22 protein-coding genes and 1 pseudogene are annotated in these 20,753 nt (G+C 45.4%); 10 read left to right on the top strand and 13 right to left on the bottom strand.

Translation table 11 applies throughout. From position 1 onward, the window contains the following. On the bottom strand, positions 1 to 418 hold a 418-nt coding region (locus tag ACEW9I_RS02035), incomplete at its 3' end, for a hypothetical protein (protein ID WP_373538710.1). Positions 419 to 822: 404 nt separating this feature from the next. Here ACEW9I_RS02035 and mobF point away from each other — a divergent pair. Next, positions 823 to 2,145 carry a MobF family relaxase gene (gene mobF / locus ACEW9I_RS02030; protein ID WP_373538709.1) on the top strand — a complete coding sequence of 441 codons (1,323 nt, stop codon included), beginning with the start codon at positions 823 to 825 and terminating at the stop codon, positions 2,143 to 2,145. Between the two features lie 4 nt (positions 2,146 to 2,149). On the opposite strand, the gene ACEW9I_RS02025 is transcribed toward mobF, so the two are convergent. From ACEW9I_RS02025 to ACEW9I_RS01985, 9 genes and pseudogenes are all read right to left on the bottom strand, one after another. Then, entirely contained in the window at positions 2,150 to 2,560 is a 411-nt protein-coding gene (locus tag ACEW9I_RS02025) for a type II toxin-antitoxin system VapC family toxin (protein ID WP_373538708.1), read from the bottom strand. A 27-nt stretch (positions 2,561 to 2,587) separates the two neighbouring features. Further along, on the bottom strand, positions 2,588 to 2,830 hold the full coding sequence (locus tag ACEW9I_RS02020; RefSeq protein WP_373538707.1) for a hypothetical protein: 243 nt from the start codon (positions 2,828 to 2,830) through the stop codon (positions 2,588 to 2,590). Positions 2,831 to 3,013: 183 nt separating this feature from the next. Next, positions 3,014 to 3,253, bottom strand: a pseudogene (locus tag ACEW9I_RS02015) (glutathione S-transferase family protein); the annotation flags it as partial. 18 nt (positions 3,254 to 3,271) lie between these two features. Then, entirely contained in the window at positions 3,272 to 3,664 is a 393-nt protein-coding gene (locus ACEW9I_RS02010) for a glutathione S-transferase family protein (protein WP_373538706.1), read from the bottom strand. Between the two features lie 96 nt (positions 3,665 to 3,760). Beyond that, positions 3,761 to 4,168 (bottom strand): VOC family protein, encoded by a 408-nt coding sequence (locus tag ACEW9I_RS02005; RefSeq protein WP_373538705.1) that lies wholly within the window; start codon positions 4,166 to 4,168, stop codon positions 3,761 to 3,763. A 39-nt stretch (positions 4,169 to 4,207) separates the two neighbouring features. Beyond that, entirely contained in the window at positions 4,208 to 4,591 is a 384-nt protein-coding gene (locus ACEW9I_RS02000) for a VOC family protein (protein ID WP_373538704.1), read from the bottom strand. A gap of 127 nt (positions 4,592 to 4,718) precedes the next feature. Continuing rightward, positions 4,719 to 5,105, bottom strand: coding sequence for a VOC family protein (locus tag ACEW9I_RS01995; RefSeq protein ID WP_373538703.1), 387 nt, complete (start codon positions 5,103 to 5,105; stop codon positions 4,719 to 4,721). Positions 5,106 to 5,363: 258 nt separating this feature from the next. Next, entirely contained in the window at positions 5,364 to 7,580 is a 2,217-nt protein-coding gene (locus tag ACEW9I_RS01990; protein WP_373538702.1) for an AAA family ATPase, read from the bottom strand. Between the two features lie 37 nt (positions 7,581 to 7,617). Next, positions 7,618 to 7,911 carry a hypothetical protein gene (locus tag ACEW9I_RS01985; RefSeq protein ID WP_373538701.1) on the bottom strand — a complete coding sequence of 98 codons (294 nt, stop codon included), beginning with the start codon at positions 7,909 to 7,911 and terminating at the stop codon, positions 7,618 to 7,620. A 328-nt stretch (positions 7,912 to 8,239) separates the two neighbouring features. Between ACEW9I_RS01985 and ACEW9I_RS01980 the strand changes: the two genes are divergently transcribed. The 3 genes from ACEW9I_RS01980 (at position 8,240) to ACEW9I_RS01970 (ending at position 12,282) form a co-directional block, all read left to right on the top strand. Beyond that, on the top strand, positions 8,240 to 8,677 hold the full coding sequence (locus ACEW9I_RS01980) for a LexA family protein (protein ID WP_373538700.1): 438 nt from the start codon (positions 8,240 to 8,242) through the stop codon (positions 8,675 to 8,677). Beyond that, positions 8,674 to 10,026: a Y-family DNA polymerase gene (locus ACEW9I_RS01975; protein ID WP_373538699.1), complete on the top strand. Its 1,353-nt coding sequence runs from the start codon at positions 8,674 to 8,676 to the stop codon at positions 10,024 to 10,026. Before ACEW9I_RS01980 ends, ACEW9I_RS01975 begins: the two co-directional genes overlap by 4 nt. Before the next feature lie 426 nt (positions 10,027 to 10,452). Then, on the top strand, positions 10,453 to 12,282 hold the full coding sequence (locus ACEW9I_RS01970) for a DUF262 domain-containing protein (protein WP_373538698.1): 1,830 nt from the start codon (positions 10,453 to 10,455) through the stop codon (positions 12,280 to 12,282). Here ACEW9I_RS01970 and ACEW9I_RS01965 read toward each other — a convergent pair. From ACEW9I_RS01965 to ACEW9I_RS01955, 3 genes are all read right to left on the bottom strand, one after another. Beyond that, positions 12,255 to 12,512 carry a M48 family metallopeptidase gene (locus ACEW9I_RS01965; RefSeq protein WP_373538697.1) on the bottom strand — a complete coding sequence of 86 codons (258 nt, stop codon included), beginning with the start codon at positions 12,510 to 12,512 and terminating at the stop codon, positions 12,255 to 12,257. The two genes, ACEW9I_RS01970 and ACEW9I_RS01965, sit on opposite strands and share 28 nt — an antisense overlap. A gap of 125 nt (positions 12,513 to 12,637) precedes the next feature. Next, positions 12,638 to 15,052, bottom strand: coding sequence for a DUF3854 domain-containing protein (locus ACEW9I_RS01960; protein WP_373538696.1), 2,415 nt, complete (start codon positions 15,050 to 15,052; stop codon positions 12,638 to 12,640). Positions 15,053 to 15,364: 312 nt separating this feature from the next. After that, complete coding sequence (locus ACEW9I_RS01955) at positions 15,365 to 15,436, bottom strand: cytochrome c3 family protein (RefSeq protein WP_373538712.1); 72 nt, start codon at positions 15,434 to 15,436, stop codon at positions 15,365 to 15,367. Positions 15,437 to 15,518: 82 nt separating this feature from the next. Between ACEW9I_RS01955 and ACEW9I_RS01950 the strand changes: the two genes are divergently transcribed. The 6 genes from ACEW9I_RS01950 to ACEW9I_RS01925 all read left to right on the top strand — a co-directional run bounded on the left by ACEW9I_RS01950 (position 15,519) and on the right by ACEW9I_RS01925 (position 20,536). After that, complete coding sequence (locus ACEW9I_RS01950) at positions 15,519 to 16,499, top strand: CHAT domain-containing protein (protein ID WP_373538711.1); 981 nt, start codon at positions 15,519 to 15,521, stop codon at positions 16,497 to 16,499. Positions 16,500 to 16,766: 267 nt separating this feature from the next. After that, positions 16,767 to 17,255, top strand: a complete 489-nt coding sequence (locus tag ACEW9I_RS01945; protein WP_373538695.1) for a hypothetical protein — start codon at positions 16,767 to 16,769, stop codon at positions 17,253 to 17,255. A 142-nt stretch (positions 17,256 to 17,397) separates the two neighbouring features. After that, entirely contained in the window at positions 17,398 to 18,021 is a 624-nt protein-coding gene (ruvA, locus tag ACEW9I_RS01940; protein ID WP_373538694.1) for a Holliday junction branch migration protein RuvA, read from the top strand. A 176-nt stretch (positions 18,022 to 18,197) separates the two neighbouring features. After that, positions 18,198 to 18,761 (top strand): DUF3727 domain-containing protein, encoded by a 564-nt coding sequence (locus ACEW9I_RS01935; protein ID WP_373538693.1) that lies wholly within the window; start codon positions 18,198 to 18,200, stop codon positions 18,759 to 18,761. 16 nt (positions 18,762 to 18,777) lie between these two features. Continuing rightward, on the top strand, positions 18,778 to 19,842 hold the full coding sequence (gene mltG / locus ACEW9I_RS01930; protein WP_373538692.1) for an endolytic transglycosylase MltG: 1,065 nt from the start codon (positions 18,778 to 18,780) through the stop codon (positions 19,840 to 19,842). Positions 19,843 to 20,014: 172 nt separating this feature from the next. Next, positions 20,015 to 20,536, top strand: coding sequence for a YqeG family HAD IIIA-type phosphatase (locus ACEW9I_RS01925; RefSeq protein WP_373538691.1), 522 nt, complete (start codon positions 20,015 to 20,017; stop codon positions 20,534 to 20,536). The last annotated feature ends 217 nt before the right edge of the window (positions 20,537 to 20,753 follow it).

Below are 20,753 nucleotides of genomic sequence, written 5' to 3'. Positions count from 1 at the left end.
CGATATTCGCAATCTGAGGTAGTTGAGAGTGGGGTTTAGATCGTTCGGTGGTTGTGTGTTGCAGATCGTCAGCGAGCAACGAATCTGCTGAAACTGATGGTAAGGGCAAGATTGACGCTACTGATGTACTTAACGAGCGAGTTGTGAGGTGACAATCTAATCCATGCCGCCGCGATAAACGATTGAGTCGATCGATCTTCGATTGTAAAGTTGCGAGCGAGTCATCGATTGCTGCTTCCATCTCACAGCGATCGCACTCGCCCGATTCGTCCATTGCTAATGGCAGATCGATCGCCATTGCATTGGCGAGCAACTTAGCATAGATCCCCTCTCTGGTATTGCTGTAGTAATGATGCAGCAATACCTCTTTCGATCGATTGGGATCTGGTACGAATCTGATACCAAAATTTTTACTCATAAAGATTGCTTTCGATTCGAGATACTACTTACATATTTTGGTTGGAAGTATTTTAAGTACAGAAATAGTACCCAGTTTTACGTCGAATTTTTGTACGCAATTGCGACATTTCTAGCTTGTTTATGGATAGTTACCGTACATAAATTAGCCAAATTTACCCAAGATTAGGCAATCGACAATTTAGGGTGACAGCCATATTTAAGACATCTTTGTCATGTTTATGTACATATTTTGTCAACACTAATTTCAACTTAATGAAGTTCTAGCAACGCACAGTACGCATTTACTATAATAGCTGTAAATTGTGTGATAATAACAGGAATGATGGAAATTTATGCTCAAAATAGTTTCCAGATCGAGTTGAGAGTAGTGAAAATAAAATTAATAATGTTACAGCGAGATAGATGCTGACAGCAAAAAATTGTCAAGCTAGTACGGCGGTGCAGTATTTCACTGACGATTACGAGCGAGGGCAAACTCGATGGTTTGGTAAAGGTGCTTCTGCGCTCGGCTTAAAAGGTGAAATCGATCCAGAATCATTCGAGCATATTTGCTACGGTCGATCGCCAGATGGGACTAAATATCTGGGTACTAAAGGCAACCCCGACAAACGCCGTGCGGGAACGGATTTTACATTTTCCGCCCCGAAATCTGTGAGTCTAACTACATTAGTCGGCGGGGATACCCGATTAGAGAATGCCCATCGGCTGGCCGTCGAGAAAACTCTGGCACTAATCGAAGAACGCTACGCGCAAACCCGCATTACTAAAAATAAGCTTGTAGCAGATGTCAAAACTAGCAACCTCGTTGTAGCTCAGTTCGACCATATTGAGAGTCGCGAACTCGATCCGCATCTACACACTCACGCCCTGGTGATGAACCTAACCCAAGCAGAGAATGGCAAGTGGTATGCCAACAACAACGATCTAATTTTTCAGAATAAGAAACACTTGGGCACGATCTATCAGGCTTACCTCGCAGCCGAAGTCGAACAACTGGGCTATGGAATCGAACCTCGTCCTCACGGGATGTTTGAGATTAAGGGCTACAAGCTGGAGAATTTAATCGAATTTAGCAAACGCCGGATGCAGATTCTCGCCCAATGTCCAGCCAATAGTACTTGGCAGACGCGGGAAGATAGTTGGGATCGTACTCGCAAGCATAAGGAGCATATTTCCCCAGCAGAGTTAAAAGCTCGGTGGCAGCAGGAAGCCAGCGATTTAGGCATTGAAATCGTCAAAGCCGGAGTGCCGACAGTTGCCCAGCCCCTTTCCCTAGCGATCGCGCAGAAGTATCTCGACGATGCGATCGCTCGTTGCTCGGAGCGCAGTGTCGATTTTCGTGTTGAAGATATTGAGAAATTCGTAATCGCCCAACGATTGCCGCTCGATATTGCTGACATTAAATCTCTGTGCGATGCTCGACCGGATTTAATTAAGCTCGATCGCAACTACACCACTATTAATGCACAAATACAAGCTGAAGTTAGCGATTCGGCAGCGGATGGAATCGCGCTGAGGCTCCCTCAGCGTGCGTTCCACCAAGCAGAGCCGAGGCTTCGCGAACGGATACAGGTTGAGCCGTTGCTAGATAATGTAAATGAAAGCGAAGCTGAATTAGATAAGCAAGAAGGTGTCAAGGTTCCCACTTATGGTGGCGGTGTAAAAGTTCCTACTCATGGAGGGGATGTGTGCGTTCCGACTTCTAGAAATTTTGATAACTCCTAACAAGCTATCTCTGTAACCAATCTATAGTCATTAATCCTGGTACTTGTCCAAAATCTCTTTGATTACAAGTTGCTAGCGTTGCACCCATCGACAGAGCAATTGCGGCAATACGGAGATCTTTTTGCAAACGGTTTTTGCGAAGAGTGGCATGATTTTTGAGCAGTTGTTTCAAGCAGAGATCGGCATCTGGTGTGAAATCTAGTATTTCCACAGTCTGCAAATAACTCACTGTTGTCGAAAGTTTGGCATATATCTCAACTAGTCGATCAGCTTGCTTTGGGTCATTGGCTCGACTCACCCAACCATTGAACAACTCTTGAACTGTAATAATTGTAATCGCAGCATCATATTGTTGGGCATTTTCGATAACTCTCGTCTCTCCACGCAAAATATAGGATGTGTGGTCTGTGTCCATGATATAGTTTGGCACTGGATCCAGATCCTATGAATAGTAAGATGGGTCAACTTCAGATTCATCATCTAAATCTCTCTCGGCGCGGATTTCCTGCATGATTTCTAGAAAATCTACATCATCTTTGAATACCCCAGCATACTTCATCCAGTTATGTTTAAATGTTTCAGTTTGGGGAAAGCTAGAGAGCAATTTCTTCACTTGACTTAATTCTGCTTCCAGTGCAGTAACACGGGTTTCGAGTTGGCGATCTTCAAGTTGTTGGGGAGTCATAGCATGTTGCGGATGAAGATATTTACGATTTTAACATTGTTGCCGAAGCTGCTAGATGTCGAGGTTGTTTCATGACATGTATTTCAGGTATCGATCTCGTATTTCAAAACTCAAGTAGTCGATCATCCTTGGAGTGCCAAAGCGACCGACTAGCAAGCAGCCCAAATATAATCGGCTAGTTTATCAACCAGCCATCAGTTTGGCGATCGCTGGACGCTGATAACAACGTTGCAACCATCCCGTAACATTTGCGAAGGGAGTTAGATCGACATTCATCGACCCAATCCAGCCGACTATGCCTTGGAGGTGAGTATCCGCAAGACTATATTCGCCAATCAAGAACGATCGCCCCTCTAGTCCAATCTCAAGGATTCTGAGACAATCAGCGAGGTCAGCCTTTGCTTTAGCCATAGCGATCGCACTTTTCTGTTCGGAAGTAACTTATTCGTCCGCATTGGTCGCGGGATCGCCTTGTTGCTCAGGCGGTAGCGATGCGAACAATCGACCAGCAGCTTCGGCAAGGGTAACATTGCTCCAAGCGATCCATTTTATTGCTTCGCCGCGCTGTGGGCCAGGAGCGGGGTAAAGCTTTGTCTCTACCCCAAAGAGTTCTCCGAGATACATGGTGATTGCGGATGACTCCCAGATCGCTGTGCCATCATGCACGATCGCTGGGACTTTTCCATTCGGGTTAATTTTGAGGTATTCAGGCTTTTTGGTGTCACCAGCACTGAGGTTGAGATCTATGCGATCGAAATCGATCCCAAGCTCGGCAAGAACGGCTTCTGTAATACTGGCGGTGGACATGGGCGCAGAATAAAAAGTTAAACTCATCGATTATCTCCTTGAGTGTGAATATTGACCGTATTTTCCTTTGATCGAAAGTAAGAGTTAGAACGATTAAATGGTAATAGAGAAAGATGAAATGAGTTAGGCAGGAAGATCGCAATTAATCATCCAGGGAGTGCCAAAGCGATCTATTAACATCCCAAATTTTGGCGACCAGAAGGTTTCTTGAATTGGCATCTGTACAGTGCCATTTTCTGCCAAGGTGTTGAAAATCCGCTCTGCTTCTGCCGGATCGTCGAATACCAGCGACACGGAAAACCCCTGTGGTTTTTCATAGGAATCGGGCACATCTGCACCCATCAGAACCATATCACCCACATTTAGCGTGACATGCATGATTTTATCGAGCAGATCGGGTGATGTTTGCGCCGCCATTGGCGAACCTCCGTAGGTCGTCATCAATTCGATTTTGCCCCCAAGGCACTGCTCGTAAAACTTAAACGCCGCTTCACATTCACCGTTGAAAGAAAGATATGGATGTAATTTCATAATTGACTCCTTTGTGTTGATGTTTATTTCGGTTTTCCTTTACGCTGCCGCTGTTAGGGGCATGTGCAGACCGATCGTATTTCCTTCGGTATCGACAATCAAAGCCATAAACCCGTATTGACCGATCGACATTTTGGGTTTGAAGACTTGACCGCCAGCGGGAACAACGCGAGCCTCTTGTACAGCAACATCATCACAACTGAAGTAAGGTATCGTGCCACTTCCGCCCGACTTCACCCCATCCATCTGCACCAATGCTCCCGAACCACCAACAGCATCCATCGACATCGGAAACGCCCACATTTCCATCCCTGGACTTTCGAGCTGCTCCAGCTTCATCTGGAACACAGTCTCGTAAAAACGTTTGGCACGCTCCATGTCTTGGACATAAATCTCGCACCAAGTAATGGCATTCGATTTCATAATCTAGCTCCTGTTCGATTTTGTAGTAATAGTGTCCGTTTAGCTGCGAACGAATGTTCTACTTTATAGTCGAATATGGGTTCGATCGATCGACAAGAACGACACATTTTCCTGAAAAAACTTTGGATTATTCGACCTTGGTGGCGATCCACCACGTCGCGCCTCCGGCATCCTTCACACCACCCCGTTTGTCTTCGTCGTCTTTTTGAATAGGTGCTTGGACAGATATGGCACCTGCGGCGATCGCACGTTGATAAGTAACGTCCACATCGCTGACGTAGATATGTACGTGAGCGGGCATCGGCGACCAACCATCTCCACTATCAGCAATCATCACAACCGTATCGTCGATCCGAACTTCGGCATGGATGAGCTTACCATCATCGTTAGGAAAGTGGCGTAATTTTACACCACCAAACACCTCGATCAAGAAGGAGATCGTGGCGTGGGCATCATTGACGACTAGATATGGTGAAACAGAATTGTAGCCTTCAGGTTTGTAAGACGATTCCATAAGTCCTCCAGTGAATATTTGATAAACGGATCGTGGAGATTCGCGCATCGACACGCTCGATAAACAGGCACCACCGTCTTAGAGACAATTCAACATTCGTGAGCTTAACAAAATGTTGTTTGCGTGCCGCGATCGAGTTGTCACAAAATTACAGGATTTTGAGTTTTTTGCTGTTGAATTCCTGATGTCAATTTGATTTGCGTAAGGGGGCAGTAACGGTCCTTTCTAGACAGACATGAAATGTATAGCTAGTCAGTATCACATGCTTAAACTAGCGACAATAGTTACAGATTTAGCCTGCCAATCCACAATTTTGTTTAACAGCTTTTCAACGATCGCTTGTCTGACGATCTCAATCTCGGCATCAGACAGAAACTTGCTTAAATAACTCAGGTAGGTAGGCTTGGAGTTATTTTGACTAAACCAGCGATCTAACATCGCGCTCGAAATTGAGATCTGATTAACCTTACTTTCAACATCTAGTTCGACTGTGAATCCAGCTCGCTCGAATAACGTTCGCAGATCCTCTGCATCCCAGTTAATCATGGCATCGTCAGGATTACTATAAATAGCTTCTTCCGCTTGCATCCAGCGATCGCGCAGATCTTTTGAAATACCTAACTTTGAAAAATCGAGCAATCGATAGATGCGTTGGCTATGTCGTGGAATCGATTCGTACAGCGCGACTTTACCATCTGGTTGCAGGAGATCGGCTATTACTTGAATCCGTTCTCCCTTGTCACTGGCGTGGATCAGAGCACGATCGCCGACAATCCGGTCGAATCTCATCTGGGCGATTTCTGGTGGGATCTCAGTTAAAGAGCCAACCATTACCAGCGGACGCGACAGTTCGGGCAAACTTGCCGATTGCTCTTGGAGCGCGATCGCCTGCGTCTGTGCGGATACCAGCGCATACACACCACCTTCAGGTACTTTTCGCAATGCTTCCCATGTCAACAAACCAGTGGCGGCGTTGAGATCGAGAATTACATGATGGCGGTGGGGAGACAAGCCAACAAACAAGCGATCGCGAATCTTTGCCAGCCGATCTCCAGCTTGTGAGACCGTCCGTTGTAACCACCGATCGCTTTGAGCATCATCAGGGCTAAAAGTGAGAATTTCCGGTAGTTCCATCTGATCTCCGCCCACCATTGCCGCTAACTGAGCTTCCCGATTGCGCTCGACTTGCAACTTAATTAATGCCTCAGCTCCTTGCTCCGAAGGTTGATAAAAAACTCGTCCCTGTAAGCTGGTCGGCAAATATTGTTGTTCGATCCAATGGTCTCGATAGGCATGAGGATAGAGATAGCCCTGACCGTGACCGAATCCCTGTTTGTCGCGACTGCTATCTTTGAGCGGGTTGGGTACGTCAGATTGGCGTTCGCGTTCCACCGCCGCCAGCGCATCGAAAAAGCCCATGATGCTATTGGATTTAGGGGCATTTGCCAAATAAAGCGTTGCTTGCGCTAACGGATAGCGACCTTCAGGCAACCCCACCCGATCGAAGGCTTGGGCACAAGCATTGACCACTACCACCGCTTGCGGATCGGCTAGTCCGATATCTTCACTCGCCAAAATCAACAAGCGTCGCAAAATGAATCTCGGCTCCTCTCCCGCATAGACCATTTTTGCCAACCAATAGAGGGCAGCATCAGGGTCGGAACCGCGCACGCTTTTGATGAAAGCACTAATCGTATCAAAATGGGCATCACCTTCTTTATCGTAGAGCACCGCACGTTGCTGAATCGATTCTTCCGCGACAGCCAAGGTAATCGCAATCGTGCCATCTGGTGCGGTACGGGTCGTTTCCACTGCCAATTCCAAAGCATTTAGTAGCGATCGCGCATCGCCATTGGCAACATTCGCTAAATGCGAGATCGCCACTGGGTCAATCTCTACCTTCAACTTGCCATAACCGCGCTCTTCATCACTCAAAGCTTGCTGTAACACTTGCCGTAAATCCGCCGCGCTCAAGGGTTGCAATTGAAATAATCGCGAGCGGCTCACCAAAGCTTTATTGACTTCAAAAAATGGATTCTCGGTGGTCGCACCAATGAGAATTATCGTGCTATTTTCCACCCACGGTAGCAGTGCATCCTGTTGTGCCTTGTTGAAGCGATGTACTTCATCCACGAATAAGATCGTGCGGCGAGCGTGCATCCCGCGCTCGGTTTGAGCTGAGTCGATCGCTTCACGAATCTCTTTGACCCCAGACAAGACGGCATTAATCGCGATGAAATTGGCGTTGGTGGTATTGGCGATAATCCTTGCTAAGGTGGTTTTGCCCGTCCCTGGTGGACCATAGAAAATCAACGAAGACAGCCGATCGGCACTAATGGCGCGACGGAGTAGTCTTCCAGCACCCAAAATATGTTCCTGACCGACAAATTCCTCTAAGGTGCGCGGTCGCAAGCGATCTGCAAGGGGTGCTTCGGCGGCGATCCTTTGTTGTCGGTGGTAATCGAATAAATTCATGTCAACGGTACTTTCTGCACGATCGTTATTCAAGTACTCACAAGGTATCAATGCGATGGAGTGATTCAATCGTCTCTTCCACCTCTTCATCGTCAGTACATTGCTCTATTTGGTCTTTAAACCACACCAACTCCTCTGCTTCGGAATCTTGGATGCGATAGACCAACAATACCCCAGCGACACGAGCAAGTGTCACAGGGGCTGGAGCTATATGACTGAGTAAATTCTCAGCATTTTTGTAGATTTCTTCGATCGTTCCTCGATCTAGAGGATTGCCCAACTGCATTGAAAGTTGATAAAGATTTTCCTGAATCGATGGATCTTCATTCATGAGTAGAGGAGCGATCGTCAGATCGTCAGAAATATCGATATTAAAGTTGAATTATTACTTTGCTTGACCATCTTCAGGCAACCGATAAAACTCAAATGGCTGATATATTAAACCAAATGGGTCTAAACTATCGGAGCCGAATAAGTTTGATTATAGTTCAAATAAACTTGTTTGTTTAGATGGGGGATTGTCCCAAGTTTGTTGCTGATAAGTAACGATCCGAGATTTGACGATACCAATCAGATGAAATGTACTAATTATTACAGGTAGATTTCGATCTTAGCGACTGCTTTCGGGTAGAGTATAATAGTACTACTAATTTACAATTATGCCTTCAATCGAAGCGATCGTTGAGATATACAGTTCTCTTTGTCTGAGAGTCAATCGACTCTCACTATATTCTTGCCCTGTATCTGCGGGTTTTCCCTCACCAGCCGATGATTATCTTGAAGGTCAACTCGATCTCAACGAACATCTAATCAGGCATCCCGTCGCGACCTTCTTCGTTCGCGTAGCTGGAGATTCGATGATTAGAGCTGGTATACATTCAGGCGATTTATTAATCGTCGATCGTTCGCTGGAGGCTAGGGATGGACGAGTGATAATTGCTGTAGTTAATGGCGAGCTACTGGTCAAACGATTGAGGCAATCTAGGGAATGTGTTTACTTAGTGGCTGATAATCCCGACTACCCTCCTTTGCTAATTACCGAAGCAATGGATTTTCAGGTTTGGGGTGTGGTTACAAATGTAATTCACGCCTTATGAGCATCGCTCTAGTGGATTGCAACAATTTCTACGTTTCGTGTGAGCGAGTGTTTCAACTGCGTCTGCGGGGACAGCCCATAGTCGTCCTATCTAATAATGATGGGTGTGTGGTGGCGCGGTCGCCGGAAGTTAAAGCTTTGGGAGTGAGCATGGGCGTTCCCTACTTCAAGATTCAAGAATTAGTCAGGCAACATCAGATCCACGTTTTCTCCAGCAACTATGCCTTGTACGGGGATTTGTCTAACCGCGTCATGTTAACGCTGGGCTACTTTAGCTCGGAAATCGAAGTTTATTCGATCGACGAAGCATTTATGCGGTTATCTCCCCACTTTGGAGACTCGATCGAGTATGGTAGTCAGATCCGATCGACCGTGCAGCAGTGGACGGGGGTTCCGGTATCGATCGGCATCGCACCAACGAAGGTGTTGGCAAAGGTGGCTATCGAAGTAGCGAAGAAATCTAGTAGGGGCGTGTTCGCGCTGGCATCGGCGGAGCAAGCAGATGAGTATTTGGCAAAAATGCCCGTGCGCGATATATGGGGGCTTGGTAGTCGGTTGGGTCATTGGTCGGCAACTCAAGGCATCTCCACTGCACTGGAGTTCAAACAGGCTCGACCGAAACTAATTGTCAAGAAAATGGGGGTGATGGGTAGAAGATTGCTGCTGGAGCTGCATGGTTTTTCCTGTTTGCCGATCGAGACAGAATCTAAACCCAAACAAGAAACTTGCGTCTCGCGCTCGTTTGGGCAACCTGTGACTTCGTTACCCGAACTCAAACAGGCACTCGCCCTCTATGTCAATCGTGCGGCTGAAAAACTCCGCCGTCAACAGCAAGTAGCGACAGAGATGACGATCTTTGCAAATACCAGTCGGTTTATCGAGCATCCCCATTCCAGCTCAAAAACTGTCAAATTACCTTCAGGAACGAACTTTACACCAGAACTGTTGGGATATGCGATCGCGGCTCTAAGTCAAATTTATCTGCCGAATTGTCCTTATAAAAAAGTCGGGGTGGTGATGTCGGGGCTGCACTCCGAACAGATGCGCCAGGGGAATCTATTTGACTTGCTGGAGACGATCCAAACATCTCAATCCAGAGATTTAGAGCGAGAGCGACTATTGTGTGAGATCGTCGATCGGTTGAATAGTCGGTATGGGGCAGAGACGGTGACGTTTGGACTGGTGGGTAAGAGTCAGGGGTGGAGGCTACGGTGCGATCGGCGGTCGCCACGGTTTACGACCTGTTGGTCTGAGTTACCAGTGGTAAAGGCAGATTATAACTTTGCTGAACAGTCGAATCCAGAATACAATTCCCGATCGAAGGTAAATTGCTGGGCTAATCGCTCGTGAGGAACATTGATTATCACACTCTAAATGACAAAACTTCCTCTAGGCAATAGTTTTAATACCTAAAGGATGGTTGCGATAATCTATCGATACTCGGTTGCGATCGATATAAGCTGAAGTAAACAATTGCCAACTCTGGGAAGAGCATTCTGTGGTCGATAAAATTTTCTCGTAAATTACTAAATTACGTAGAGGTTGTCCCTTAGCCAAGTTTTTGGGCCTAATACTACTCAACTCACTTGTGGAAATGTCACAAATATAGTTCGTGTGAGAAAAAATATGATGTCGAGGGTACTCTAAGGATAGCGATGGATCGAATGGAAATCCTATCAAAAGGAACTCATATAAACATTATAACGATCCTAAATTAGGATTTATTTGCCAGGATAAATAGCAAATTTAAGCAAACAAACTGGGAGATGACAAGGAATGAAAGCTACAGCCGTTTCACTACTAGCATTGTTTGACACGAAAATACAGCTAGAGGTGCCACTGTTTCAGCGGCAGTATGTATGGCAACGTGAAAATCACTGGGAACCTCTGTGGGAAGACATCTCTCGTAAATTTTCAGAATATCTAGATGGGCGTAGTGATACTCCGGTTCACTTTCTGGGTGCTATGGTACTCGATCAAAAGCAGACTCCCGCGACACACGTTGGAAAACGCCAGGTAATTGACGGGCAACAAAGACTTACCACTTTTCAAATCTTCCTCGCAGCCTTCAGAGATTTTTGCAATGAGCATGAGTGCAAAGAGTTGGCCGAAGAGTTTGAGACTTTTACCTTGAATAAGGGGATGATGGCTCATCCTGAGATAGATAAATTTAAAGTCCGGCCAACGCAGCTCGATCGCACTTATTTTTCTGACGTGATTATTTCAGGCTCACAAAGGAAAGTTTTAGAAAAATATCCAGAGGAGCGGCGACCTCGCGCCCGCAAGCCAGAATCTCGACCCCGAATCATCGAGGCATATTTATTCTTCTACGAACAGTTGAATGATTTTTTACTTGGCACAAAAACAGAGGAACCATTGGCCGCCGAAACTCCTCTTGCAGAGCGAATAGTTGAGTGTTTTCAGGCACTTAAAAACTCACTCCAGGTAGTAGAAATTGACCTTGAGCAAGGTGATGATGCTCAGGTCATTTTTGAGACCTTAAATGCCCGAGGTGAACCATTATTACCCGCCGATCTGCTACGAAATTTTATTTTATTACGGGCTGCACGTCGAGGGGAACTTCAAGAATCTTTGTATGATGAATTCTGGGCACGTTTTGACGATCAATTTTGGCGTGATGAAGTAAAACAAGGCCGTCTAAACAGACCGCGCAGTGATCTATTCCTACAACACTTTCTCGCCAGCCGTTTAAAAACTGATATTCCCATCAAGCATCTTTTTATAGAATACAAATTCTGGATCGATCGGGAACAGCCTTTTCCATCAGTTAAGGATGAGCTGGTTTGCCTAGCACGACAAAGGGAGGATTTTCGCCGCATCATTGAACCTGCCAAAGGAGATGCACTTTTTGGCTTGGCTAAATTCTTAGATGCCTTTGATGTTCGTACCAGTTACCCACTTCTACTGATGATGCTCGATGTGGGGTTGAGCAAAGAACAATGGGAAGCCGTTTCAACAACGATCGAGTCTTACCTCTTACGACGCGCAGTTTGTGGTTTGACGACTAAAAACTATAATCGTATTTTCTTGTCCCTAACCAAAAATCTGTGCCGTGATGGAGTAACACCAGAAAATCTTGTGAAGCAGTTATCTCCGCAAACTGGTGATTCTTCAGAGTGGCCATCCGATCATAAATTTGGAGAGGCATGGCGTACAGAGCAACTTTATCAAACACTGAATAACCCAAAAATTGTACACATCCTTAAAAGGCTGAATAATTCTTACTTAAATTCCAAGATGGAAAATGTCTCAGTGGACGGTAAATTGACGGTTGAACATATTCTTCCTCAGCAGTGGCAGGAGAACTGGCTCCTTTTAGATGAATTAAACGAAGATCAAAAAGCAGAAGCCATAGACAAAAGAAATGCAACGCTTCAAACTCTCGGTAACTTGACAATCCTCACACAAGAACTCAACTCATCATTGTCAAACAGCAAATGGAGTGTGAAAAAGCCTGAGTTACTGAAATACTCATTGCTACCAATTAATCAGCAGCTACAGGGCGTGAAGGTATGGGATGAAGGCACGATCGCAAAACGCGCTGATGATTTGTTTATTCACGCCCTGAAAATTTGGCCGAAATAATTAAATCTCAATTCTAGATAGAGCTTGTCATCTTTTTTACCAGTCTGGCAAACACTGCGAGAGTAGCCCCAAAATTTCCTACTCTGGTTCAGGACAGCCAAAGGACAATGTTCGTGCATGATGATGTAATCGATACACTGGATAGGAACTTGAATCAAAGCTAGGTTAAGAACGATGCGGCCAGTTGGTGTACAGCTCCCCCAGCGGTTTCTCCTCTTACGGATGACCATTCCCGTGATCGGTGTGGCTCTCTATTCGCGATTTAGCTCGCGAGAGAATGATGAATTTGCATCGAAAGTGCTCTCTGCCATGCGCTATATGATTAGCAAAATTTTATATGACTCGATCGCCAGTCTTAAACCGCCACAAACTCAAGATCGTCAAACTCGATCCAACTAGTCAAATTCCCGTTAGGCTTCAGGCAAGTACACGAGTAGTCCGACTTACTAAACTCACGAATCGTCAAGTTTCCAGCGTATTGCTGCTTGAGGTTGGCACTTTTGCCGCAAAACCTGACTACATCCCCAATTTTAAATCGAATCGTTCGCTCGGAAGTAGTCGATGGGTGATTTTTATCGTCAGTATCGTCAGCCCAACCCGAAACCCGCTCGTGTTCTGCTGTTCGATTGCTGACGATATTATCTGTCTTATCGTCAGCCATTAAAATATCGTCAGCCTTATCGTCAGCTTCATCGTCAGCCCTACGATCGTTATCCTGACTAGTTTTTTCCGAAAGCTGACACTCGACTGACGATACTGACGATAAAATTACGCATTTCTCTAAGACTATAATCCGAGTTCCCGCTTTGCCAATTCGAGCTTCTCGAACATCGATGCCCAAAGCCTTCAGATCTGGTGCCAACCGATTGAGTTGCCGCTTGAGGACATTGGCAGTTTTGGGGAAGTATCTCGATCGATAAGTAGCTTCATCCGTGTGGTGTTCCAATTCGTTCAATAGTTCTGAAGCCGTCCCCTGCCAAGGTTCCCATGCCTTACGATGTTCCATCAGTCGAATAACCGCCTCCCCAACAGGCGACGACTCGATCACTACTTGTCTAGACAGTTCGCGACTGTCATTGAAGACCGACATAAACTCACCTGGCTTCAATCCTAGTGCCTTCTCAGACGCGATCGCAAACTTGGCATAGTCAGCCATCCGAGGTAGTTTATCTGGCTTGATGTCTGGCAACGCTGCTAATGTCTGGCTCAGTGCCGTCAACAGTGCCCCAAGGATACGCGAACGCGCCGCTTCAACTTTGGCAGTTAATTCAGCTTGGGGTAGTCGTTTTTCTTCAGTTATTTCACCGAGTTGTACCATCAGGACTCGATCTGCTAAGTCGTCGCGAGTCACCAAAGAATCGATCGCCGTGATAATTTGGGGACGGGCAAACTCAAAGGTAGTCTCTTCTTCGGTGCTAAATAGAGTGCGGGTACTGTAGCCAAATCCAGTCGCGATCCGACACAGATCGTCCGATTGGTCTGCACTAATATGTCCCACATTATCGTAGACCATCAATAGCCGACGGGAAGCCGAAACTGCGAGCTTATGGGTATCCCCTTGCAACTTGATGAGTGGGGCTTTGCCAGGATCGATTAAACCTTTGAGCATTTCTGCGGCAACGGTCTTGCCGCTTCCTCTGTGTGCCGATAGCACTAATACCGGATAGGTTTTATTCGGACAGAAGCAGAATAGTAGGAAGGTAATAATTAAAGTCCATGCCGAGCCATCTACATTGAGCAATTCCCGTAATTCTGCCAGATTTCCCCCAGCGATGGGATAAGGGAGCGGACGCAGTGAATCCGGTCGCCAAAATCGCACGGGTGGATCTACGATCGTGCGCCAGCCAGTCGGATCGATCTCGATCGCCTGCCAATCGACCGTCCCCAAGTCGAGATAAATTTTCTCTTGATATTGGGCGATGCGGAGATGGACTTCGCGAGTTACCGAATCTTTGCCATACAAAGCGATTGCTTCAAGCGTTGAGAGCGTATCTTGCATCGTCTGAGAACCAATTCCCTTACCCTCGATATTGAAATACTCGCCAGCAAGCCACATCCTAAACGCTCTAGAGCGGACTGCATAAGTGTGTCGGTTGCCTGAAATCGCGATATCGGCGTAAGCTACTCGATCGGGAGTTTGGAAGTAAGTAGCCGTTCTGCCGATCTCTATTAACCTCTCTGCAACTGACTTGCGTGGCTTTTTTCCATCAAAGGCTCCATCATCTTCATTGCTGTCTATTGCCGATTTTGCGATCGGTTTAGCACTGTCGATAACGCGATGGAATGCCTCGACTCCATCGTTAAAGATTAAATCGTCAATGCCTTTACCGCGATTGCTACTCCAATTGGCCACATAAACTTGACAATCTGATGCTATTAATAAACCAGCAAATCTTTTAATGGCAGCACGAACCATATTTATCGTTTTAGGTTTGCTGTCCTTGTCAAATGCAATAGTTATCCTTCTGTTGGGAGTAGAAATTAACTTTAAATCGTTAATTAGTATGTAATCTTTTGCACCTTTATTAAGTTCGGGACAACCATCCCAAACTCCAGTTAATGAGATACAAATCTCACCAGTGCTAATTCCACTTAATGCCTTCTTTGCTCCCTCTGTAATCGTTATAGGGATACTCGCATCGTCCCGAATCCATTGTAAAAACTGTAGGCTGAGTTTTTGGCATTCATCTCGCCATTCATCCGAGCCGATATCTGCTAATTGCCATTGCCTAGTAACTAGATCTGTCGGTAAATCTACTCCTATACGCACTGATATTGCTTGCCATGTTTCCAGATCGATTATCGGCAGAAATGCCTTACAAGGCTTTTTCGCTGGATGCTCGTATTTAATCGACTTGCCTTTTTTATCAAGTCGCGGCTGATTTCAACCCAAACAGCAAGAACATCAACTAGAGAGTAATTATAGTAATATTAATTTCGATCGAATCGCCAATGAGTTTACAGCTAATCTCAATCGCTGGCTAGAAACAGGCTGGTTTGATGAAAATGGCGATCGAGATCCGATCGTTGAAAAGACCTTAGAGAGTTATTATCTAGAACGCGAAGAAGTTCAAATTTTCATTCAAACTGATAATAAAGAATTAAAAGGGCTTCCGTGGCAAGAATGGCAAGTATTGCAAGAATTTTTTGTAATTCACTCCGATACAGAATTATCGATTAGTTCTACCAACTTCAAACGACCACAATGGAAATAAACTTTATTAGCCGATGCCAGAATTAGAGTTTTAGCAATTTTCGGAGATGAAAATCTAGACTTATCAGAGGAAAAATATCTAATTAATAACTTAGAGAAATATGGTGGAGCCATCCATATTTTAAATCAACCCGATCTAGTAACATTAAAACGAGAACTAGCCGATCCTAAAGGTTGGCATATTTTATTCTTTGCCGGACATAGTGGTAGTGACGGTCGTGGTAATTTAGGGTGGATTGAAAATAAACCTGGCGAAAAAATTGCGATCGACGAGCTGAGTGAATTACTCCAAAAACTCATCAGCGACAAATTACAACTGGCAATTTTTAATTCCTGTGATGGTTTGGGGTTAGCAAATCAGTTAATATCGCAGTCTTTACCATATTGTATCGTCATGCGCGAACCAGTTGAGTCTGCATTTGCGCGAGAATTATTGAGACATTTATTAATTGCATTCGTGCGCGGTAAATCGCTATTTGCTTCCATGCGATCGGCACGAGAATATCTACACCAAGAGTTTGATAAAAAAGGCAAACATCCTGGGAAAAGTTGGCTGCCAGTAATCGTTGCCAATCCAGAAGCTAGCTCGCTTACCTGGGATGGAATATTTACAGAGCGCAGATTAGATCGAAAATGGGAGTTGGTTATTTTTGCCATTTTCCTTGTCGCCGTTTTCGGACTCCCGATAAGTATTTTACTTGAGTTCGGTAGCTTCGATACTTTGATTTTATATGCTCGACTCTATCCCCAAATTGTAATTTATCCATCGCTGATGTTGGGGATATCGCTATACGCTCTGTACAGAGCTATCTGCCTGATTAGGCAAAAAGCCAAAATCTTTTGGAGTTTTACAGCAGCAGTATTTATATTTAGCTGTATCTCGATAAGTTTGGATCTTAATAGCGATCCGCTAATGTTGTTTGAATTGAAGCCACAAGCAGTAACGATCGTCAGAGCTAGTCAACTATCAGCAGTAATTCAAGAGCGCAAAATTTCAAGTTAAGCTCTATATCACAATCCTGCAAGCATACTAAGAATCGATGAACGAGACGATCTAATAATTGATAAGCAACAGATTGAAACATTGATAAAACAGTCGATCCAGGATGAAAATAAATCTACTTCAAGTCGCTCGGATCGAGAAGATCGTAATCTGCTCGACATCGCTTTGAGCTATCAAGTATGGAATAACAGTGCTAAAAATTGCTTTTCTATTAGCCGATGGTTTTACGCTTTTAGCTACTTCTCAATCTTTTTTTGTGCGGCAGAAATGTTCACACTGATTTTTCAGTCCGTACTCGCACCTACAGCAGTATTCAAGCGAGAAAAATATATTAGTTATTTAATAATTGCTGAAACAGGTATTTTAGGTTGGTTGGCATTTTATTCTTGCTACATTCAAAAAACCAAACCATTTTTATTGGGTTCTCAATTTAATCCACATTTTACCAATCTGACTCCGCTCATCCATGTATTTATGTTTTCGCTATCCTTCCTTACTTTGTGGATGATAAGGCTACAAATCGATACACAGCAGTCTCGCCAGCTTTTTCATCTAATTACGATCGGCGTGTTGCTGCTGACTGCTATATCAAGTATTGGGGGCGTATCTCTAATCGATCGCATGTTTGGAATCGGTAGTAATAGTACCGCAACTACCTGGGGTGGGGCGATCGCTACTATTTATTTTCTCTGCTTTATAATTGTGGCATCGATCGATTCCACCGCAATGCGCTCCCAAAAAAATAGGTACCAATAACTAGAGTTCCCACTCGCTGCAAGATGTCGCCCAGCGGGACTTGCTTCAGGAGCTAATCACCCGATCAGATGGGAAGCGCGGATCTGGGCTAAAATTTAGATAATCAGAGTTACGTCTTGGAACTATCAACACTGCGATCGAAATGATTGGCTACCTCAAAGGCATCGCTATCCAAATCCAGACTCCGACTAGTACTCGGGCAATTTTAGTCCTAGAGGTAAACCAAGTGGGGTATGAATTGCAAGTACCCCAGCGCATGGTACTGGAAGTAGTACCAAATTCCGAAATTCAGGTATTTACTCATCAGCAGGTGCGCGAAGATCAAATATCGCTGTATGGCTTTAGTACACTCGCCGAACGAGATTTGTTTCGGCAATTGATAAGCGTCAGCGGTGTCGGTGCAAGTCTGGCGATCGCCTTACTAGACAAACTCGGATTGGCAGATACCGTCTCGGCGATCGTCACTAGCAATATTCAACGCCTATCTACCGCACCAGGTGTCGGCAAAAAAACTGCGGAACGGCTAGCCCTCGAACTCCGCAGTAAACTAGGACAATGGCGGATCGCATCCGGCTTGAGTGCAGCTCTACCACTGACTAGTTTGAATGCAACAATGCAGGCAGAAGTTGAGATGACACTGTTAGCTTTGGGCTATACAAATGATGAAATTCATCAGGGTTTACAAGCCATTAGTCAAGATAGTTTGATGGTAAAAAGTCCCAACATCGAAGACTGGCTGCGGCTGGCGATCGCGAGTATTGATTAGACTGAGGAATGAGGAGCAGTGACGCTAGCGATGACAGATCCGATCCCCGATCGTGGTATTCTGATGAGTGGATTATTAGTGGTCTTTGTCAGTGCAATCTCTGCTAAAAGAGCACTGAATCATGAACATCTCCACGAGACACCGATCGCTAAAGTTATAATTTAAACGTATTTTACATGTCCTCATCACCCCAGTCTGAAGATTTCGATGATGCTGAGTTGGTCATACTCACTGATGAACTAGGGCGCAAACTCCCTTGTTACATCGAGCGGGAACTCGAACTCGACGGCAAGACTTATTTTCTGCTCTTACCAGAAAACGCGCCCATTGAAATTTTTGCTTGGGATGAAGATGACGATATCACCGAACTAGTATCCGTCGAAGAAGAAGCACAGATCGATGAGATCTTTGCCGATGCTAGTGCGGTACTATCCGAGCAAAATCTGGCACTCAAGCGGACAGCTTTTACGCTCAGTGCCGTGGGTGAATTACCACCGCTAGATCCGACAGAGGTAGTGACGATCGAAATCGATGAAGAAGATGAGAGCTTAGAGCCAGAAGAATTTCAAATTCTGGCAAGATTTTATAATAAAGAGCAAGAGTATGCAATCTGCACTCCTGTCGATCCACTGCTATTCTTCGGTAAAGCCGATGCTAGCGGCACCATCGCCCTGCTGTCCGAACAGGAAGCCGAACAACTTCAACCCATGCTTGAAGATCTGCTCCTAGATGAAGGCTAGATCTGGAGGATTACACTTGAAAAGAGTAAAAACTACGCCCAAGTGGTTGTTGATTTCCGCACCGCTGGGCTTATTGACAGCGATCGGTGCTGCGATTGGGGTATTTTGGTGGAATGGCATCACCGCACCGCCGACTAGCGATCCCAATGCCAAAAGTATCTCGATTCAAATCAAGTCAGGCAGTTCGGCTCAAGCGATCGGGCAAGAACTAGAAACCAAAGGGGTAATTAAGTCGCAACTAGCCTGGAAACTATGGACATCTTGGCAAGCAAGGCAAGGTAAAGGCTCACCCCAAAAGGGTACTTACGAAATAGCTCCCAACCAACCGCTAGCTGTAGTTGCCGCTCAGATTTTGGAAGGTAAAGTAGTCCAATCTGGATTTACGATCCGCGAGGGTTGGAATATCAAACAGATGGGAGAGTATTTTGAACAAAAAGGTTTATTCAAATCTGCTGATTTTATTGCCGCTAGTAAGGAAATACCCAGAGATAAGTTTCCCTGGCTACCCGCTGGCATTCCCCATCTAGAGGGATTTCTATTCCCCGAAACCTATCAAGTTCCCAGCGATACTATTACCCCCACAGGTGTCGTGACGCAGATGCTCGCTCAATTCGAGCAGGTAGCTCTACCAGCATATCAACAGGTTGCCGCTACCCAAAAATTGAGTCTATTGGAATGGGTGAGTCTTGCCAGTATCGTGGAAAAAGAGGCAGTCATCGCCAGCGAACGTCCGAAGATTGCAGGTGTATTTACGACGAGACTTGCCAAAAATATGCGATTGGAATCCGATCCGACGGTAGAGTACGGTTTGGGTATCAAACAAACTGCCGATAAACCCCTCACTTTTAAGCAAGTCGCACAACCAAACCCCTACAATACCTACAGAAATGCTGGCATCCCCCCCGGACCGATCGCTAGTCCTGGCATCGGCAGCCTCAAAGCCTTACTCAACCCTGAGAGTACCGATCTGTTATTCTTTGTTGCCAGATATGATGGTACGCATGTATTTAGCAAAACACTATCGGAGCATGTCGCCGCAACTCAAGCGATCCGTCGGCAGCGTCAGTCGGGAAAAAAATAACTAAGTCCGATCGACATCATGGGAGAATACTCCATGGGCAATTACGTCTATGGATTTTTTCAGTTGCTAGGACAGATCGATCGGATCGCCGACTTCTTAGAGAAGTCGGCGATCTAGCCTCACAGTCAACTTCCCAGCCAACCCTCAAACCCCCCTCTTTCCCTACCAACTTATGAACTTATTTCCGTTATTACAGCCAGACTTAGTATTAGGTGGCTCGGTTATGGACTTGACGCCAGAAATTCTGACTCGATATCAGATTGACGGCTTGGTTTTGGATGTTGATGATACGATCGTCCCGATCGGTAGTAGTCTCGCCGAGCCAGAAGTTATCCTCTGGATCGAGCAAACTCGGCAACATGTCCCCGTCTGGCTAGTGACAAACAACCCCAATCAGATCCGCATTGGGGCGATCGCCGCTAGTTTATCGCTCCCTTATTTTTTGAGTGCAGCCAAACCCTCGCGCAAAAAACTGCGCCAAGCAGTGACAGCAATGAGCATGGAACCCGCCCGCGTCGCGATGGTTGGCGATCGCGTATTTACAGATGTCCTCGCGGGAAACCGGATGGGAATGTTTACGATCTTGATCGAGCCAATGGTTGGGGCTGAGTCGATCCTCAATTTTAGCCTCATCCGGCGGATCGAGTTTGCGATCGCGCGGTTATTAGGGGTTTCTTTTGCCATCAAGAAATAAATCTTAACTTTTCTTAACTAATGTTTGCCGATTAGAAATATAAATAAATTATTAAGAAAATGGCAATGCTCAAAAATATCTGGCATCATAAAATTATTGGAAATGGAGTCAGCCCAGATAAAGACTCTAAACATAATATAAAACACATAAATTTTCAGAGCGTTAGCTGCCAAAAATAGGTAGTTGACGCTCTGAAACGTTTTGGACATAGTCTTTT

Source organism: Chamaesiphon sp. (assembly GCF_041738855.1).
Lineage (GTDB): Bacteria > Cyanobacteriota > Cyanobacteriia > Cyanobacteriales > Chamaesiphonaceae > Chamaesiphon.
Note: the sequence above shows the minus strand (reverse complement) of the source record. Positions and strands in the feature narration are given on the sequence as shown.

Coding starts and splice junctions, on each gene's coding strand:
- ACEW9I_RS02010 (WP_373538706.1), bottom strand. CDS start 3,664: ATGAGTTTAACTTTTTATTCTGCGCCCATGTCCACCGCCAGTATTACA.
- ACEW9I_RS01975 (WP_373538699.1), top strand. CDS start 8,674: ATGAGCATCGCTCTAGTGGATTGCAACAATTTCTACGTTTCGTGTGAG.
- ACEW9I_RS01965 (WP_373538697.1), bottom strand. CDS start 12,512: ATGGTCATCCGTAAGAGGAGAAACCGCTGGGGGAGCTGTACACCAACT.
- ACEW9I_RS01945 (WP_373538695.1), top strand. CDS start 16,767: ATGTTCACACTGATTTTTCAGTCCGTACTCGCACCTACAGCAGTATTC.
- ACEW9I_RS01935 (WP_373538693.1), top strand. CDS start 18,198: ATGTCCTCATCACCCCAGTCTGAAGATTTCGATGATGCTGAGTTGGTC.
- mobF (WP_373538709.1), top strand. CDS start 823: ATGCTGACAGCAAAAAATTGTCAAGCTAGTACGGCGGTGCAGTATTTC.
- ACEW9I_RS01995 (WP_373538703.1), bottom strand. CDS start 5,105: ATGGAATCGTCTTACAAACCTGAAGGCTACAATTCTGTTTCACCATAT.
- ACEW9I_RS01990 (WP_373538702.1), bottom strand. CDS start 7,580: ATGAATTTATTCGATTACCACCGACAACAAAGGATCGCCGCCGAAGCA.
- ACEW9I_RS02005 (WP_373538705.1), bottom strand. CDS start 4,168: ATGAAATTACATCCATATCTTTCTTTCAACGGTGAATGTGAAGCGGCG.
- ACEW9I_RS02020 (WP_373538707.1), bottom strand. CDS start 2,830: ATGACTCCCCAACAACTTGAAGATCGCCAACTCGAAACCCGTGTTACT.
- ACEW9I_RS02025 (WP_373538708.1), bottom strand. CDS start 2,560: ATGGACACAGACCACACATCCTATATTTTGCGTGGAGAGACGAGAGTT.
- ACEW9I_RS01970 (WP_373538698.1), top strand. CDS start 10,453: ATGAAAGCTACAGCCGTTTCACTACTAGCATTGTTTGACACGAAAATA.
- ACEW9I_RS02000 (WP_373538704.1), bottom strand. CDS start 4,591: ATGAAATCGAATGCCATTACTTGGTGCGAGATTTATGTCCAAGACATG.
- ACEW9I_RS01985 (WP_373538701.1), bottom strand. CDS start 7,911: ATGAATGAAGATCCATCGATTCAGGAAAATCTTTATCAACTTTCAATG.
- ACEW9I_RS01980 (WP_373538700.1), top strand. CDS start 8,240: ATGCCTTCAATCGAAGCGATCGTTGAGATATACAGTTCTCTTTGTCTG.
- ACEW9I_RS01925 (WP_373538691.1), top strand. CDS start 20,015: ATGAACTTATTTCCGTTATTACAGCCAGACTTAGTATTAGGTGGCTCG.
- ruvA (WP_373538694.1), top strand. CDS start 17,398: ATGATTGGCTACCTCAAAGGCATCGCTATCCAAATCCAGACTCCGACT.